Genomic DNA, 17,903 nt, shown 5'->3' with positions numbered 1-17,903 from the left:
GAAACAACGGTTTATGGCAAGCGCAACCGGATTAAATGTTGGCAATGATCGCCCTGTGGTGACGCGGTTTGCGCCTAGTCCGACCGGTTTTTTGCATATCGGCAATGCCCGCACGGGCCTGTTTAGCTGGCTCTATGCGCGCCACTTTGGCGGCAAAGCGCTGCTACGTATCGAAGACACCGACAAGAAACGCAGCACGCAGGAAGCCATAGACGTCATTTTTGACGGACTTGGCTGGCTGGGCCTCGAATTCGATGACGAGCCTGTCTTCCAGAGCACGCGTGCCGATCGCCATGCCGAAGTTGCCGAGAAGCTGCTGGCCGCTGGCCGCGCGTACAAGTGCTTCGCTACCCCTGAAGAGCTTGCCGAGATGCGCGAGCAGCAGCGCGCCAACAAGCAGCCGATGCGCTATGACGGTCGCTGGCGTGACCGTGATCCCTCAGAAGCGCCCGAAGGTGCTCCCTACACGATCCGCATCAAGTCCGAGACCGAGGGCGAGACCGCGATTGACGACGCTGTCCAGGGCCGTGTCACGGTCAAGAACAATGAGATCGACGACTTCATCTTGCTTCGCGCCGATGGCACGCCGACCTACATGCTCGCAGTCGTGGTCGACGACATGGACATGGGCTGCACCCACATCATTCGTGGTGATGACCATCTCAACAACGCGTTCCGCCAGATTCAGGTAATTCGTGCCATGCAGGGTGTGGAGCAAGGCTGGGAAGAACCGACATACGCGCACGTACCCCTCATTCACGGCAATGACGGGGCCAAGCTTTCCAAGCGTCACGGCGCGCTCGGCGTGCGCGACTATCGAGACATGGGAATTCTGCCCGAAGCGCTGTTCAATTACCTGCTACGCCTTGGCTGGGGCCATGGTGACCAGGAAGAGTTCAGCATGGAAGAGGCTATCAGCCTTTTCGATGTCAGTGCGGTCAACAAGGGGCCGAGCCGCTTCGATATGAAGAAGCTTCTCAATATGAACGGCAATTACATCCGCAAAGCCGATGATGCGCGCCTCGCCACGATGGCTGCCAAGCTGATTGGCGATCATGCTGACGAAGCCCTGCTGACCGAAGCGATGCCAGTATTGAAAACGCGCGCTCGCGATATGAACGAGTTGGCTGCCGGAGCAGCCTTCCTGTTCAAGCAGCGCCCTCTCGAAATGGACGAGAAAGCTGCCGGCCTGCTCACAGACGAGTCGCGTAGCCTACTTTCTTCGATTTCGGGCCGGTTGCAGGCAGAAACGGACTGGACAATCGAGGCGTTGGAGGCCAATCTGAAGGCCTATGCGGAGGAGCTGGGCCTTGGCCTTGGCAAACTTGCACAGCCGCTTCGCGCGGCATTGACAGGGACGACAACATCGCCCGGAATTTTTGACGTACTGGTCCTTCTCGGACGGGAGGAGAGCCTGGCGCGCATCGACGCGCAGGGTGCGGCTTGAACCAAGCCGTCCAGAAGTGTGATTTTTGAAGGAGAAGCCCTTTGGCTGACAAGCAGGCGGAACTGAATATTGGTGGCGACACGCACACCTTCCCGACACTGGAAGGCAGCGTTGGCCCGGATGTCATCGACATTCGCAAATTGTACGGACAGACGGGCAAGTTCACCTTTGATCCTGGTTACAAGAGCACCGCAAGCTGCGAAAGCGCGCTGACCTTTATCGACGGTAACGAAGGCGTTCTGCTCCACCGCGGCTATCCGATTGGCCAGCTTGCCGAGCACTCCAGCTTCATGGAAGTCAGCTATCTGCTGCTGAACGGTGAACTTCCCAATCAGGCGGAGTTGGACGATTTCACTCAGACGATCACCTATCACACTATGCTGCACGATCAGATGCGGCAGTTCTATCAGGGCTTCCGCCGTGATGCCCACCCGATGGCGATCATGTGCGGCGTGGTAGGCGCACTCTCGGCGTTTTATCATGACAGCACCGATATTTCGGACCCCGAGCACCGCACAATTTCGAGCCACCGCCTGATTGCCAAGATGCCGACCATTGCGGCCTGGGCATATAAGTATGCTGTTGGCCAGCCCTTCATGCAGCCGGATAACTCACTCAGTTACACGGGCAACTTCCTGCGCATGACCTTTGGTGTGCCGGCAGAAGAGTACGAGGTGATCCCGGCGGTCGAGAAGGCAATGGACCGGATCTTTATCCTCCATGCCGATCACGAACAGAACGCTTCGACCTCGACTGTGCGCCTCGCCGGTTCGTCGGGCGCAAACCCGTTTGCCTGTATCTCTGCGGGTATTGCCTGCCTTTGGGGCCCGGCACATGGCGGTGCCAACGAAGCGGCGCTCAACATGCTGCGTGAAATCGGTACGCCCGATCGCATCCCGCACTACATCGAGCGTGCAAAGGACAAGAACGATCCGTTCCGCCTGATGGGCTTCGGCCACCGTGTGTACAAGAATTACGATCCGCGCGCGACGGTGATGCAGAAGACTGTGCGCGAAGTGTTCGATGCGCTGCAGGTGAAAGACCCGGTGTTCGAAACCGCACTTCAGCTGGAAGAGATCGCCCTCAACGATCCGTATTTCCAGGAGAAGAAGCTGTTCCCGAACGTGGATTTCTATTCGGGCATCATCCTGTCAGCGATTGGTTTCCCGACCACCATGTTCACCGCGCTGTTCGCCCTTGCCCGCACCGTGGGTTGGGTCGCGCAGTGGAACGAAATGATCTCCGATCCCGGTCAGGTTATCGGTCGCCCGCGTCAGCTCTACACCGGGCCGACGCAGCGCGATTACGTGCCGGTCAGCGAACGCTGAGACCCGATCATACTCTAATAGGAAAACCCTCGCTTCGGCGGGGGTTTTTCTTATGTGTCAGGATCGGCCGGGATTTCCAGCGTGAAGCGGGCACCCTGCCCCTTGGCACTCTCGACAGTCAGATCGCCATTCATGGCGCGGGCCAGGCGGCGCGAGATGTAAAGGCCTAGGCCCGACCCCCCATCTCCCTGGCGCCCTAGCCGTTCGAACTTGGCAAACACCTTCGCCTGTTGATCTTCATCGAGGCCTTCGCCCTGATCCGCGACGATAGCGCGCGCGCGCCCATCGACTTCCTCGACACGGATCCATACCTGTCCGCCTTCAGGCGAATAGCGGATCGCGTTGCCGACCAGGTTGAGCAGAACCTGCAGGGTTCGCCGAAATTCACCTATGGCGGGCACGCTTTCACCGTCCTTCGGTGCATCGAGCACGATGCCGCGCTCTTTCGCACGAACGCCAAGAATACCGGCTGCACGGCGTGCAACATCGGCAAGGTCGATATTGTCCGGAGCAGGTGCAAAGTCTTCGTCTTCGACCATTTCCAGTGTGGTCAGATCGTCGATTAGCGCGAGCAAATGCTCTCCTGCGGAAGCGATGTCAGCGGCGTAGTTGCTGTATTCGTCCGCTAGCGGCCCCGCGAGCTGAGTGCGGATGGTTTCCGCGTTGGCGATAATCCGGCTAACCGGCTGACGCAGAACGGGAGCGATTTCCCTGCCAATACCCGCACTACGGTCAGGGCGCCGCGACTCCTTGGCGGGCGCCTCTTCCAGCGGACGGTCCGGCACCAGGTAGAGCTCGAAACCCTCGCTGCCCGGTTCGGCGTGACCCAGCGGAACAAGTTGCGCGGCCCATTCCCGACTACTGCCGGCAACCTGCACCAGAGCACCGTCCAGCAGTCGCCAATGCAAAGGCTGCCGATGGTTCGATCCTTCCGGTCCCGCAAAGTCGGTCCACGGTTGCCCGACACCCGCCATCATGGCCTCGCCCAGTTCGTCCATGTCCCGCGCGGTCCAGTCCACCGTGAGGAGGTTCTGCTTTGTGTCCAGTCGCGCGGTCAGGCCCGAAAGGTGGCGAACAAGGGCAAGATGCCCTGCCCTTTCCTCGGCACCGGTGGTCTGGACAACATCCTCTGCTTCCCACGTGCTGATTGTAATGATTGTACCAGCCTTACCCGGAACCACCTCCGCCCATGCGGAGATCTGTTCGAGCGAGTCCTGCGCACGAATGGCCCGAGACATGCGCTTGCCGGTCTTACGGGCCTTGCGTACCAGATCGAGCAACGCAGGCGTGACGATCGGACCCGGCAGTTCTCCACCGGAGCGCAGGTGGAAGCTTGCCAGAGGCTCCTCTGCCTCGATCAAGCGATCATCAGCATCGGTGCGCGCGCGGGCGGAAATGATGTGGGCGGACGTCATCAGGTCACTGGATGCCTTCGATACGCGCTTCGCTCAAGATGGCGATGGCACGATCTGTGTGGAGCGCGTCGAATCCCTCGGGCAAGGTGATTTCCGGGTGGAGGAACAGAAATTGCTCCTCGACGGCACTCTGGCCCAACCCCGCCGCGCGCAGACCGATAGCAAGGCGCGCGCACTGGTTCTCGCCAAGCGACAGGATTGCAGTCTCGCGGGCCTGTTCCGAAGCCATTCCAAGAGCGGTGACGAATATTGAGAGACCTGCATGGTCCACTTCCAGCGCACGTTTGGCATTGTGCTGCATGCTGGACACCAGTCTTTTGATCCGTGCGACACGGCGCTGTTCTGGGTCGTGCTTGTTGCGCATGGCATGTACAGCCGATGCGCCTGACATAGCGTGCCTTACGCAGAAGTCGTCGAACACTTGCATTGCGCGTTCGAACAATTCTACTGGCAATTCCGTTAGCGGCAGCTCCATGCGGCGCTGTTGCTGCATGAAGCGCGCCTGTGCTGCGAGCACGTTCATCGCTTCGGCGGCAACGATTTCATCGTTCGAGGCCGCAAGTTCCTGCAAGAGCGGGGAGAGCACGGGGTCGATCCCGCTGCGTTGGCTCAGGCGCGTTGCGATATGCGCCTCGATTGTGATGGCGTGCGCATGGGCCAGGAACTCTGCATGATCGAGCAGATCGATCGACAGATCATTCTGATATTGTTCTGCAAATGCAGCGCGATCGCTGCCTCCATCGCTAACTTCAGCGAGATGGAACAGCATTTGCCGTGCCAGGTCACGCATCATGCCGCGGATCGTTGCGGTCACCTCGTCACTGAAAAGCGCCTGGTCAACGTTGGCCAGCAAATGCCGTAGAATGGGCTTGGCGGTCGCGATGACCACATCGCCATGCGCCAACTCTTGCCGCAGGGTTGCTTCAACCGCCTCTGGCGTTGCACCGGACTGATCTTGCTCGCTCATGCGTGCGGCATAGCCCAACAGCGTTAATTCCGCGTTAGCCGCTTTCTACAGTGTCAGGCACCAGTTTCGCAGCCAAAACGAGTGTTGCGACGAGCATCAACGCAACCTCTGGCGCAATAAAGGCCGAAAGCACCGCCAAGCCGCCCGCAACCAGCGCCCGATCATGGAACGGTTCGACTGCGGACCGTACTTTGCCACGGTCCAGTAGCAGCAGTGCAGCTACCAGAACAAATGGTGGAAAAGCAGCACGATACCACAGACTGTCAATAATAATGAAGCCACTCGCCAGAATGGTCGCATCAATGGCCCGACGCATGAATGGCCAACGCTTCACCTTTCCGAACGGCGCGACCGAAAGGCAAGATAGCGCCAGGAACGCTTCCAGCGTTGGCGCACTCAAAGCCGCCAAGGCAAAGCTGAGTACCGGCATCTCGTAGATCGCAGCCGTAATCGCACCGCCAAGAAAAGAGGCGGCAAGCCCCAGGATCGCTGGTTTAGCCCACGCCCGATCAAGGAGCCAACTGCCAGCCCGGCTGACAATCTGTGTGGCGGACCAGCGCGAAGGCGAAGCGGGCGAGCTTTCACCTAGATGCGATCGCATCCACCCCGTCTCGCGCTTCTGCGCAGTTGCATCATCGGCAACCACCATCCAGCGCCCGTCATCGAGCAAGTCTTCAGAAATGCGCGCTTCGGGTAAGCGTTGCTGAAGCGCGATCCGAAGCAAGGCGGCATGTGGAGCAGTATCTTCCGGCAGCCCGGTCAGTCGACCGAGCCATGCGCCGGGCATGGTCAGGGCCCCGCCCCATGCGCGATCCAGATCGATCCGTTCAAAACCCGCAGAGGTTCCTGGCCCTGCCGACACAACAAGCATGCGATCACCTTCTGACCGGAGCAAGTCGAGCGCCTGACGCGCCTCGGGAAGCATTCCCGGTTGCAGAACAAGCAGGCTGTCTTCGTCTTTGATCGCACCGGGCAAAGCGTGAGCATTGGAGATCACCTGATAGCGCATACCCGCCTTTTCAGCCGCGTGGCGCAGAGCAATCGCCTGATCCGATGCACCGCCTCCAAAGGCGATCACCGCTGTGCACCCGCATTCGCGCGCAAACAGCAGCTGTCGCTGCGCTATGGACTTGCCTGCAATGCTGGGCTGCTCCCTCTCCCCAGGCTGCGGTAGACTGATCAGTGCGGCTCGCACGATATTGGTGCTTCCCTTGCGAATGGACACGAAGGGGCAAGCTAGGGAGCCGTTGGCGCACTGCCAAGCGGGCATTGTGTCACTCTGAGGAAAAACCCTCGATCAGGGCATCCAGTTTGCGGAGAACTGCCGGGTCGCCCGGGGCGCCGTCTAACGCTTCATCGGCGAGTTTCACCAACTCACTGGCATGAAAGCTCATGCCCAGGCCGCGCATGCGTTGTGCTGCCATGTTCCAGTTCGCGTCACACCGCGACCGGCTCAGCAGATCGAGCTGCGCCCTCATGCTTTCGACAAAGCTCGTACGCAGCTCTGCCAGGAGGGCAAGATCCTCCCCTGCAGCGGCTGTCAAAGCCATTTCGAAATCACCGTGCGCATAGGCCATGGCGGCGCGGATAGCGGAGAACCTGTTAACTTGGGGTTTCAACTGATTAAGGGTGTGTTAGGTATGTTACATGACCAGACGCCGCCCTTTGATGTCCGTAGAGGACAATGAGCAGCCTGAAACCCTTGAGGATCAGACTGTTATCCAGGAAGACGCCGCCGATGTTGAGCTGTCGGAAGAAGCTCAGCACGAGCCGTTTCTGACCGATGTGGACTATGAGGCTGCCTATCAGCCATCGCGGTTTGGCTGGGTCGTACCCACTCTGGCGGTTCTTGCTGCCTTGGTCTGGACAGCATTCTTCGGTTGGGTTCACCAAGCCGAGATGCTCGCCGCGGCTACAGCTCAACAGTGGTCGGAATGGATTGTCGCATGGTCGATGCCCGTTCTGCTGATCATCGGCCTATGGTTGCTCGCCATGCGCAACAGCCGCAGCGAAGCGGTGCGTTTCGGAAATGTTGCCCGCACGCTTTCGGAAGAATCTGCCGAGCTCGAATCGCGCCTTGTCGTGGTCAATCGCGAGCTGAGCCTGGCGCGCGAATTCATCGCCTCACAATCGCGCGATCTTGAATCTCTTGGCCGCGTTGCGACCGAAAGGCTTTCCACCAACGCGAACCAGCTGCAGTCGCTGATCCACGATAACAGTACACAACTCGAATCGATTAGCGGTGTGAGCGAAACCGCGCTGGGCAATATGGAAAGCCTGCGTGACCAGTTGCCGGTGCTGACATCTGCCGCCCGCGATATGAGCAATCAGATCGGGAATGCCGGCAATGTCGCGCAGACGCAGGTTGCATCTCTGGTCGAGGCCTTTGACAGGCTGAACCAGTTTGGCGAACTGGGCCAAGGCCATGTGTCGCAGGTCAATGACGCCGTGACGTCAACTCTTGAGGCGTTCGACCGCCAGGTTGCCTCGATTGGAGAAGTCACTCAGGCACGCTTCCGCCGACTGCGTGATGTCAGCGATGCCTTCCGCGCAGACCTTGTCGAATCCGAAGATGCAGCCTTTGCAACGATTCAGAAGCGATCGGAAGAACTTTCCCTTCAACTTACCACCCAGACCAATGCGCAGCAGGAAATGGAAGAGGAAGCTCTTGCCGCAATGCGCAGCCGCATCGCGGAAGTGACCGAAGAAGGCAACCGTCTGCTCAGCGCCATGGGCGAAGGGCGCGAGGAAGCCGCCCGTACCTGGAGCGAGGCAATTTCCGCTCTGGAAACGCGCATGGCCGAAGCCATTGGCGAGATCACCCGCGTAGACGAAGCGGCAATGGAAAATGCGCGCAATCGCCTCGCTTCTCTTTCTGAAGAAGCCGAGCGGATCGACAACCACACGGCCGCCTCTATCGCCGCATTCGATAGCGATATGGAACGTCGTCGCGGTGAACTTGCCGAGCAGCAGGAAGCCGAGGCCGCAGCCTTGGAAGCACGGCTTACCAATCTCGACGAGCGGATCGCCGCGCGGCAGGAAGAGCACAACGCACACATTGCCGGCCTCGCCGATCGCGGCGATGCGCTGGCTACGCGATTGGGTGCGCTCGACCAGAAGCTTGCCGAACTGTCCTCGCAGGGGGAAGACACAGGCAATGCCCTGAATGAAGCGACCCAGTTGCTGTCCGACAGGTTGCAAAACAGCCGCGCCACGCTTGAAGAAAGCAGCAGTTTCGTTGCCAAGGTGACGGATGACAGTGTCCGTTTGCTGGAAATCATCCGCGCAAGCGCGGAACATTCCGAAGGTGCGTTGTCCGAAGCGGTCAGTCAGGCAGAGGCACGACTGTCCAACTTCGCCAATGAAGCCACCCGGCTGCATGGCCTGATCGAAGATGCCGAAACGCGCAGCGCAACGCTCTACGGTCACATCGAACAGGCGCGCGAAAGCGGCTCTACCTCGGTAGAACATCTTCGCGCGATGGAAGAGCAGATCAGGACACTTTCACAGGAAAGCGATACACTGGCAGAGCGGACGGGCTCCGAGTTGCGCGAGGCGTTGGAGCTGCTTTCCAATTCATCAAATGCCGCGCTTGAGGATCTACGCACCAACCAGAGTGCCGTGCTGGACGAGATCGCCGCCAAGATTGCGGCTGAAAGCCGTGACAAGGTTGCAGAAGCGATCAAGGCAGAAGCAGCCAGTACGATCAGCGAGCTTGAAGCTGCAATCTCGCGCGCTTCCGAGAATGGTCGCGACACCGCGATTACACTGCGCAACCAACTCGCCAAGCTCAACGAACTGACCGGCAACCTTGAACAGCGCATCGCCTATGCGAAAGAACGCGCGGAGGAGAAAGTCGACAGCGACTTCTCACGCCGCATGGCGCTGATCACAGAGGCGCTGAATTCTTCATCCATCGACATTTCGAAGGCATTTGACAACGAAGTCTCAGATACCCAGTGGGCGCATTACCTGAAGGGTGACCGAGGCATCTTTACCCGCCGGGCGGTACGCCTGCTCGACAAGCCGGACACCCGAGCTGTGGTCGATATCTACAACGAAGACAGCGAGTTCCGCGAAACGGTGAACCGCTTCATCCATGATTTCGAGGCAATGCTACGCGAAGTGCTCTCCACCCGTGACGGCAATGCTTTGGCGGTTACCCTGCTCTCGAGCGATCACGGCAAGCTCTACGTTGCGCTTGCACAGGCAATCGATCGCCTGCGGGACTAGCTCGCCGCTTCCTCAAACCCCGGCGGTGTGCCGAAGATGTTGATATCGTCCACCGTGACCCATCCGTTGATGTAGTTGGCGACGTAGAGGCCGCACAGGATGGCTGCGAGTACTGTCGCGCGCCTTACCACCTTCCACGGTTGGAAATTGGCGGGAGCACTATCGGCCTGCCCTGGGACTTTTGCGATCCCGGCCTCGTCCGAAGTCTGCACACCGAAGGGCAGAAGAACAAAAGCGCTCATGACCCAAAAGAGGAAGTATATTGCAATAATCGATGTGATCTGCACGCCGTAACCTATTCACTATCCATCAAAATCACGCGCGTTTGTGGCTTCTTCCCACTCCAGCGCTGTGCCGCACGACGTGCGGCAAGGCGTGCAGCCTCAAGAATGGCATCGCGATCATCGCGGCGACCTTTGCGCAGCTTCATGAGTGCCTGGACAACATCGGCCTGTGCTTCTTCGATAAAGGCGTCGTAGTCTTCATCTAGCGGCAGACCAATCCCCTCGATCACTACACCGCCTTTCCCGTCCAGCATGACAATCAGCATACCATCGCGTGACAGGCGGCGTCGCATCGTCACTGCATCGCCATCTGCCGGAACAATCACGTCTCCATCAAGCACGAGGCGCCCGGTACGGACCTCGGCTAACTTCTCCGGCGCACCGGGAGCCAAGCGAATGATATCGCCGTTCTTCTGGAACACATTGTGGGGGATGGCATTTGCAGCACCAAGGCGCGCCTGCTCCTGCATATGACGCACTTCGCCATGCACAGGCACAAGGATATCGGGCCGCAACCAGCCATAAAGCGCCTCGAGCTCCGGCCGCCCGGGATGGCCTGAAACATGGATTTCGCTCTGCCGGTCGGTGACCATTACAATGCCACGCTCTGCAAGCATGTTCTGCACACGGCCGATAGAAAGCTCGTTCCCCGGAATGACCCGGCTCGAGAACAAGACGACATCGCCTTCATCAAGTCCGAGCGGATGGTTGTCCTCCGCGATACGGCTGAGCGCAGCACGAGGCTCTCCCTGCCCGCCTGTCGCGAGAATCAGAACATCACCCGGCGGAAGATCCATCGCGCGGTCAAAATTCACCGGCTCGGGGAAGTCCTGCAAGTATCCGTTAGCTTGCGACACAGCGATGATGCGATCGAGTGAGCGCCCTGCAACGCAAAGCTGGCGTCCGGTTTCCTTCGCTACATCGCCAAGAGTCTGGAGCCGTGCAACATTGGAAGCGAAGGTGGTGACAAGCACCCGCTTGCCCTGATGTTTCTGCACCTCTTCCAGCAAGCCGCGATAGACCGCTCCTTCGCTGCCCGAAGGGACCGGGTTGAACACGTTGGTACTGTCGCAGACGAGAGCGAGCACGCCATCATCGCCGATTTCGGTGAGTTCTTCCTCGGTGGTTGGCTCACCGATAATCGGCTCCTCGTCCAGCTTCCAATCGCCTGTGTGGAACACCGTGCCATGCGGCGTCTCGATCAGAAGCGCGTTGCCCTCCGCAATCGAGTGCGCCAGCGGCAGGTAGGTGATGTTGAACGGGCCAAGATCGAAGCTGCCGTGGTCATCGTCGATGACATTGAGCGTTACACTTTGGGTGAGTCCCGCCTCTTCCAGCTTCCGCCGGATCAGCTCCGCAGTAAACGGCGTGGCGTAGAGCGGCACGTTCAGGTCAGCAGCGAAATAGGGGATCGCGCCGATATGGTCCTCATGCCCGTGGGTCAGCACGATTCCGAGCAGTTGGTCTGCGCGGTCTTCAATGAATTCGGGATCGGCAAACATTAGCTCGGTACCCGGGTATTCGTTGCTGCCGAAACTCATACCGAGATCGACCATCAGCCACTTGCCCTGACAGCCGTAGAGATTGACGTTCATGCCGATCTCGCCCGAGCCACCGAGCGCGAGAAACAGCAGTTCGTCTTGCGGAGTGTAGTCTTTCTTCATTCCGGTTGCGCGCGATCCGCCAGGATTTGCAGGCCGCGAATGGTCAGGTCTGCGTCAATCACGTCAAAAATATCGGTCTTCTTGTCGAACAGGATGGCAAGGCCGCCGGTGGCAACGACTTTGACCGGACGACCAAATTCGGCCCGCATCTTTTCGATCAGCCCTTCCATCATCGCGACGTAGCCCCAGAATACGCCGATCAGCATCTGGTCTTCGGTATTGCGCCCGATAACACTGTCGGTTTCCGGCGCCCTGATTGCGATACGAGGCAGTTTGGCGGTCTTGCCCACCAGTGCATCGAGCGAGAGGTTGATCCCCGGCGCGATTATTCCGCCCTTGTACGCCCCGTTGAAATCGACCGCTTCAAACTTTGTGGCGGTGCCGAAATCGACCACGATCATGTCCCCGCCAACGAGCTCATGCGCGGCAATGCAGTTGAGCGCGCGGTCAGCACCCAGCGTGTGCGGCTGATCGACGTCGATTTCGAAGTCCCACGCTGCGGCCCCCTGCCCAGCAAACAGCGGATCAATGCCGAAATACTTCTTGGCCAAGACGGTGAGATTGTGATCGGCGCGCGGCACCACGGAGGAGAAGATGATGCGGGTAATGGCGCTGCGCTCGATCCCCTCGATGGCGAGCAATTGCAGCAACCACACAGCATATTCATCACCCGTGCGCCTACCGTCAGTAGCTATCCGCCAGCGGGCGCGAATGTCTGTCCCTTCAAACAGGGCAAAGACCACATTGGTATTTCCGACATCGGCTGCGAGCAGCATCGTCAATTCTCCAGCATTACATCGCCCGCGTGAATGACACGGGTTTCTCCATCGGGCAAACGGAGGATGAGTGCTCCATCAGCGTTGAGACCGGCGAATTCGCCCGTTGCCACATGGTCTTCGTGATCGTGCACAGAAAGAATGGTGCCGACAGGATGTGCGGCAGCGCACCACCGGTTTATCACCTGCTCCGTGCGTTCATTGCGCCACAGATCGAGTTCGTTCTCTACGCACCGCGCCAAGTGCTTTAGTGCATGGTGCTGACTGGCCTCGTGCTTCGAGTTCCATTGAGACAGGTGTGTCGTTTTACGGTCTTCTATTCGTGGTGCGCTGTGCAGATTAATCCCGATCCCCGCAACCACAGTATCTTCGTGCCGCTCAAGGAGAATGCCGGCCGCTTTCGCACCATCAATCAGCACATCGTTTGGCCACTTGAGCGCAACCTTGTCCCGATGATAGTCAAACATCGCGCCACATACTTGCTCGTAAACCGCAAGCCCGATTGTGAGCGATAGCGTGTGCGCGGGATGATCATGCTTTCGCAACCTTATAACCGTGCTCGCATGCAGGTTAGTCGCGGCACTTTCCCACCCGCGGCCACCGCGTCCCCTTCCGCCTGTCTGGCGTTCGGCGAGCAACCAATAGCCTTCCGGGATATCTTCGCCTTTGCGTAGGCGTTCCAACAAGTCAGCGTTAGTGGAACCGGTTTCCTCGACTATCTCAATCAAGCGCGCCGCCTCAGGCTGGCAGCATCAGCGATGCCGCCGCCATATCTGCCAGATTGCCCAACCAAGGTGTGAGGATGTAGCCGAGCGGAGAAATGATCACTGCACAGATGCCCAGAAGTGCCCAGTGCGGTGTGTCACCCTCGCCAGTGACCGTGCCCGCAGGCTCATCGAAGTACATCACCTTGACGATCTTGATGTAGTAGAACGCGCCGATCACGCTGGCGGCAATACCGATGGCGGCGAGCGCAAGCATGTCTGCCTCCACCACGGCCTGGAACACTACGAACTTGCCCCAGAAGCCGAACAGCGGTGGAATACCGGCAAGGCTGAACATCAGCATGGCCATGACCGCAGCAAGCACCGGGCGCGTGGTCGAGAGACCTGCGAGGTCCGAAATGCCTTCGAGCGGATTTCCGTCCGCATCACGCATCAGCGCCACGGCTACAAAGCTGCCGACTGTCATCACAACGTAGATCGCGAGATAGACCAGCATGGCGCTGATTCCGGCAACGGTCGCAGCTGCAAGGCCGATCAGGATAAAGCCGACATTGTTGATCGAGGAGAACGCAAGCAGGCGCTTCACATTACTCTGTCCGATGGCGCCCAGTGCACCGATGATGATCGACAGCAATGCAGCGGCGATCACAACTTGACGCCAAGCATCGATTTGCGTGCCGAAAGCTTCCATCATCAGACGGGCAAGCAATGCCACGGCAGCAACCTTGGGGGCGCTGGCGAAGAACATTGTCGTCGGCGTCGGTGCGCCTTCGTACACGTCGGGCGTCCACATATGGAACGGCGCGGCGCTGATCTTGAAGGCAAGACCTGCCAACATGAAGATCATCCCGAACAGCATCCCGGTCGAGAGATCACCCTTCACTGCCTGTGCGATCCCGATGAAGTTGGTCGTGCCCGCAAACCCGTAAACCAGGCTCATACCGAATAGCAGGATACCCGATGCCAGTGCACCAAGGACGAAGTATTTAAGACCGGCCTCGGAAGACCGCTCGTCATCGCGCAGGAATGCCGCAAGGACATATGCGGCGAGCGAGTTCAGCTCGAGCCCGATGTACAGCGTCATGAGGTTCGTCGCCGAGACCATAATGCTCATGCCCAGCGCAGCGAACACCACAAGGATCGGATATTCGGCGCGCATATTGGCGACACGGTCAAAGAAGCGCGGCGCGATGACGATTGTCGCACCGGCAGCTGCAAAGATCATCAACTTGGCAAGGCCGGCGAACGCGTCAGCGCGGAAAAGGTCGCCAAAAGCCATCGTGTCCATGCCAGCAGCACCCGCACACACACGCGGAGCCACGATAGCGAAGGCACTGCCGAGCGAAACAGCTGCGGCGATGCTGATCATGCGGGAGGCGCGGTCACCACCCCATGCGGCTGCGAGCAGCAACAGAAGGCCCGTAACCGTCAGGATGATTTCGGGCGTAATGATTGCGAGTGAAGCCATGAGGTCCATTATTGCGCCTCCCCTTCAGGAGGTGCCGGTGGGGGACCATCCAAAGAGGCCTCCATCATCTCATCACCCGTCATAGTACGAACTTCTTCCTGAGCTGGTGCATCAGTCATGGTAAGGTGTGCGTCGCTTTCCGGCTCGGCTTCGGCAAGGCGCTGGTCGAGCCAGGCAATGTCTTCACGCATCGGCGCTAGGAAGCTTTCAGGATAGACACCCATCCACAGCACCGCAGCCGCAATCGGGCCGAGCAACAGGTATTCGCGCATCGAAAGGTCCGGCATAGCGGCAGCATCGGCGTTCTTCTGCTCGCCGAAGCACACGCGGCGGTAGAGGTAGAGCATGTAAGCCGCACCAAGGATGATGCCAGTCGTACAGACGAAGGCGACCCAGCTGTTGATCTGGTAGATACCCGCGAGCGCAAGGAACTCGCCCACGAAGTTGCTGGTACCCGGCAGACCGACACTCGCCATGGTGAACAGCAGGAACAGCGTCGCATAGGCGGGCATGTTGATGCTGAGGCCGCCGTAACGGTCAATCTCGCGGGTATGCAGGCGATCGTAGATCACGCCTACGCAAAGGAACAGCGCGCCCGACACGAGGCCGTGGCCGAGCATAATCATCATTGCGCCTTCCAGGCCCTGCACGTTGAACGCGAACAGGCCAACGGTCACAATGCCCATGTGAGCGACCGAGCTATAGGCGATCAGCTTCTTCATATCGTGCTGGACGAGCGCGATCAGGCTGGTGACCACCACCGCAACCATGCTGAAGCCCCAGATTAGCCACACGAATTGTGCGCTGGCATCGGGGAACATCGGCAGGCTGAAACGGATGAAACCGTATCCACCCAGCTTCAGCAGCACACCGGCCAGAATGACCGAGCCTGCTGTCGGCGCCTGAACGTGCGCGTCGGGAAGCCAGGTGTGGACCGGCCACATCGGCATCTTCACCGCGAAGCTGGCGAAGAATGCAAGCCACAGCCAGGTCTGCGCCTCGGCTGCGAAATCCGTCATCATCAGGTCGGGAATGTAGGTCGTGCCCGCCTGGTTCACCATCCAGAACATCGCGATCAGCATCAGGACCGAGCCGAGCAGCGTGTAGAGGAAGAACTTATAGCTGGCGTAGATGCGATTATCCCCGCCCCAGATGCCGATGATCAGGTACATCGGGATCAGGCCCGCTTCGAAGAAGATGTAGAACAGGAACAGATCCTGCGCGGCGAAAACGCCGATCATCAGCACTTCCATGAACAGGAAGGCGGCCATGTATTCGCCCACGCGCTTCTGGATCGCATCCCAACTGGCGCCGATGCAGATCGGCATCAGGAATACGCTCAGCATGATCAGCATCAGCGCGATGCCATCGATGCCCAGCGCATAGGCAAAGCCCGCGAACAGCTCGTGATATTCCTGGAACTGCCACTGATCGCCGCCAATCTCGAAGTTCATCCACAGTACGATGCCGAGGCCGAGATTGATCAGCGTCGCCGCCAGAGCCACGTGGCGCGCGGGTTTAGCATCAAGGAACAGACAGGCGATCGCGCCGACAAGCGGAACGGCCAGCATCAGCGAAAGGATAGGAAAGCCGCCCATCAGAACAACACCCATGTGACAGCGGCGACAAGGCCGATAAGCATGATCAGCGCGTAACTCGTCAAATAGCCGGATTGAACTTTCTTGGCGAAGGCAGAGCCCTGCATCACCACCCACGCGGCACCATCAGGGCCGAAGCGGTTAATGGTACCCTCGTCACCCTTCCGCCAGAACACCTTGCCCAGCCAGAATGCGGGCACGACGAAGAGGTAATGATACAGCTCGTCGAAATACCACTTGTTATAGACAAATGAATGGATCGGGCCGAGCTGCTTGACCGTTTCCGCCGGCAGCGAAGGCTTGCGGATATAGGCGTACCATGCCCCAACGAAGCCGAGCACCATGACGATAAAGGCCGCGTATTTCACCAGATGCGGAACCTCGTGCATCGCGTGCATCAGGTGCTCGTTGTAGGCGATAGAACCCGCCCAGAAATCAGCACTGTCGAGGAAGTAGGGTGCGAATACCTGTCCGGCAAACACGGCGCCGATCGACAGCACGCCAAGCGGCACAAGCATGACCCACGGGCTTTCATGTGGATGATAACCGCCTGTGGTGTCGTCGCCAGCTTCTTCGGGCGTCTTGTGGACGCTGTGTTGGATGTGCTCGCTCTCGATCCAGCGCGGCTTGCCCCAGAAGGTAAGGAACATCAGGCGCCAGCTGTAGAAGCTGGTGAGCAGTGCGGCAAAAACACCCATTGCAAAGGCGAACATCGCCATGCCGGTGCCTTTGGCGTAGGCCACCTCGATGATCGCATCTTTCGACCAGAACCCGGCAAAACCTGCGTGCAGATCATAGATACCAACACCGGTAATGGCGAGCGTACCCATCATCATAGCCCAGAATGTGAGCGGGATGTGCTTCCGCAGGCCACCGTAATAGCGCATGTCCTGTTCGTGGTGCATGGCATGGATCACCGCACCCGCGCCAAGGAACAGCAGCGCCTTGAAGAAAGCATGCGTGAACAGGTGGAACATCGCAGGGCCATATGCGCCAACGCCTGCCGCGAAGAACATGTAGCCGAGCTGCGAGCACGTCGAGTATGCGATCACCCGCTTGATGTCCCACTGCGTCATACCGACAGTCGCAGCGAAGATGCAGGTGGCAGCGCCGATGAAGGTCACAAACATCAGTGCCGCAGGTGCAGCTTCAAACATCGGCGACAGGCGGCAGACCATGAACACGCCTGCGGTCACCATGGTGGCGGCGTGGATCAGCGCGGAAACCGGCGTCGGGCCTTCCATCGCGTCGGGCAGCCAAGTGTGCAAGCCGAGCTGTGCAGATTTGCCCATCGCGCCGACGAAAAGCAGAATGCACAGGATCGTCAGCGTGTCGAACTGCATTCCAAGGAAGCCGATCGTACTCGCGCCCTGCATGGCCGGAGCCATCTCGAGGATCTCGGGAATGCTCGTCGTCTGGAAAACCAGGAAGGTGCCGAAGATACCGAGCATGAAGCCCAGGTCGCCCACGCGGTTGACCACAAAGGCCTTGATCGCGGCGGCATTCGCGCTTGGTTTCTTGAACCAGAAACCGATCAGCAGGTAACTCGCAAGGCCCACGCCTTCCCAACCGAAGAACATCTGCACGAGGTTATCGGCAGTCACCAGCATCAGCATCGCGAAGGTGAACAGCGAGAGGTAGGCGAAGAAGCGCGGCTGATCCGGATCTTCCTCCATATATCCCCAGCTGTAGAGGTGGACGAGCGCGGATACGGTGGTGATCACCACCAGCATGACCGCGGTCAGCGTATCGACACGCAGCGCCCAGTCGAAGCTCATGGCGCCGCTTTCGACCCATTTCATGACCGGAACGACCGTGGCAGTCTCGCTACCTGTCAGGAAGCCGATAAAGATCGGCCAGCTTAGCGCGCAGGCAAGGAAAAGGCCGCCTGTCGTGATCGACTTGGCAACCGTATTGCCCAGCTTGCGGTTGCCGAGGCCTGCAATAATGGCAGCCAGCAGCGGCGCGAAAACGATGATGAGGATAGAGGTGCTCAAG

Annotated in this window: 14 protein-coding genes; 3 read left to right on the top strand and 11 right to left on the bottom strand. The window is 59.1% G+C overall.

What is annotated here, in order from left to right; translation table 11 throughout:
• Positions 1-13: 13 nt before the first annotated feature.
• Both gltX and OOZ52_RS02730 read left to right on the top strand, forming a co-directional pair.
• Positions 14-1,447, top strand: a complete 1,434-nt coding sequence (gltX, locus tag OOZ52_RS02735; protein ID WP_274696943.1) for a glutamate--tRNA ligase — start codon at positions 14-16, stop codon at positions 1,445-1,447.
• A 41-nt stretch (positions 1,448-1,488) separates the two neighbouring features.
• Positions 1,489-2,775: a citrate synthase gene (locus tag OOZ52_RS02730; RefSeq protein ID WP_274696942.1), complete on the top strand. Its 1,287-nt coding sequence runs from the start codon at positions 1,489-1,491 to the stop codon at positions 2,773-2,775.
• 50 nt (positions 2,776-2,825) lie between these two features.
• On the opposite strand, the gene OOZ52_RS02725 is transcribed toward OOZ52_RS02730, so the two are convergent.
• Genes OOZ52_RS02725 through OOZ52_RS02710 form a run of 4 tightly spaced genes read right to left on the bottom strand, consistent with a single transcriptional unit; the run spans position 2,826 to position 6,734 of the window.
• Positions 2,826-4,190 carry a sensor histidine kinase gene (locus OOZ52_RS02725; protein WP_274696941.1) on the bottom strand — a complete coding sequence of 455 codons (1,365 nt, stop codon included), beginning with the start codon at positions 4,188-4,190 and terminating at the stop codon, positions 2,826-2,828.
• Positions 4,191-4,194: 4 nt separating this feature from the next.
• The gene (locus tag OOZ52_RS02720) at positions 4,195-5,157 is read right to left on the bottom strand and encodes a hypothetical protein (RefSeq protein ID WP_274696940.1); all 963 of its coding nucleotides are present in this window, start codon (positions 5,155-5,157) and stop codon (positions 4,195-4,197) included.
• A gap of 34 nt (positions 5,158-5,191) precedes the next feature.
• A complete protein-coding gene (locus OOZ52_RS02715) occupies positions 5,192-6,382 on the bottom strand; it encodes a hypothetical protein (protein ID WP_274696939.1) in 1,191 nt (396 codons plus the stop codon).
• Positions 6,383-6,431: 49 nt separating this feature from the next.
• A complete protein-coding gene (locus OOZ52_RS02710) occupies positions 6,432-6,734 on the bottom strand; it encodes an Hpt domain-containing protein (RefSeq protein WP_274696938.1) in 303 nt (100 codons plus the stop codon).
• 70 nt (positions 6,735-6,804) lie between these two features.
• Between OOZ52_RS02710 and OOZ52_RS02705 the strand changes: the two genes are divergently transcribed.
• A complete protein-coding gene (locus tag OOZ52_RS02705) occupies positions 6,805-9,390 on the top strand; it encodes an ATPase (protein ID WP_274696937.1) in 2,586 nt (861 codons plus the stop codon).
• Here OOZ52_RS02705 and OOZ52_RS02700 read toward each other — a convergent pair.
• Genes OOZ52_RS02700 through nuoL form a run of 7 tightly spaced genes read right to left on the bottom strand, consistent with a single transcriptional unit; the run spans position 9,387 to position 17,902 of the window.
• Positions 9,387-9,677: a DUF1467 family protein gene (locus OOZ52_RS02700; RefSeq protein ID WP_274696936.1), complete on the bottom strand. Its 291-nt coding sequence runs from the start codon at positions 9,675-9,677 to the stop codon at positions 9,387-9,389. The genes OOZ52_RS02705 and OOZ52_RS02700 overlap by 4 nt on opposite strands.
• Before the next feature lie 8 nt (positions 9,678-9,685).
• The gene (locus OOZ52_RS02695) at positions 9,686-11,338 is read right to left on the bottom strand and encodes a ribonuclease J (RefSeq protein ID WP_274696935.1); all 1,653 of its coding nucleotides are present in this window, start codon (positions 11,336-11,338) and stop codon (positions 9,686-9,688) included.
• The gene (locus OOZ52_RS02690) at positions 11,335-12,114 is read right to left on the bottom strand and encodes a type III pantothenate kinase (RefSeq protein ID WP_274696934.1); all 780 of its coding nucleotides are present in this window, start codon (positions 12,112-12,114) and stop codon (positions 11,335-11,337) included. Before OOZ52_RS02690 ends, OOZ52_RS02695 begins: the two co-directional genes overlap by 4 nt.
• A gap of 2 nt (positions 12,115-12,116) precedes the next feature.
• Entirely contained in the window at positions 12,117-12,842 is a 726-nt protein-coding gene (locus OOZ52_RS02685) for a biotin--[acetyl-CoA-carboxylase] ligase (protein WP_274696933.1), read from the bottom strand.
• 10 nt (positions 12,843-12,852) lie between these two features.
• Positions 12,853-14,316, bottom strand: a complete 1,464-nt coding sequence (nuoN, locus tag OOZ52_RS02680) for an NADH-quinone oxidoreductase subunit NuoN (protein ID WP_274696932.1) — start codon at positions 14,314-14,316, stop codon at positions 12,853-12,855.
• The gene (locus OOZ52_RS02675; RefSeq protein ID WP_274697221.1) at positions 14,316-15,905 is read right to left on the bottom strand and encodes an NADH-quinone oxidoreductase subunit M; all 1,590 of its coding nucleotides are present in this window, start codon (positions 15,903-15,905) and stop codon (positions 14,316-14,318) included. Before OOZ52_RS02675 ends, nuoN begins: the two co-directional genes overlap by 1 nt.
• Positions 15,905-17,902 carry an NADH-quinone oxidoreductase subunit L gene (nuoL, locus tag OOZ52_RS02670; protein WP_274696931.1) on the bottom strand — a complete coding sequence of 666 codons (1,998 nt, stop codon included), beginning with the start codon at positions 17,900-17,902 and terminating at the stop codon, positions 15,905-15,907. The genes OOZ52_RS02675 and nuoL overlap by 1 nt, the downstream gene beginning before the upstream one ends.
• Position 17,903 lies beyond the last annotated feature (1 nt).

Origin of the sequence: Aurantiacibacter sp. D1-12 (assembly GCF_028858515.1) — a bacterium.
Lineage (GTDB): Bacteria > Pseudomonadota > Alphaproteobacteria > Sphingomonadales > Sphingomonadaceae > Alteraurantiacibacter.
This window is presented reverse-complemented; position numbering and strand designations above follow the sequence as displayed.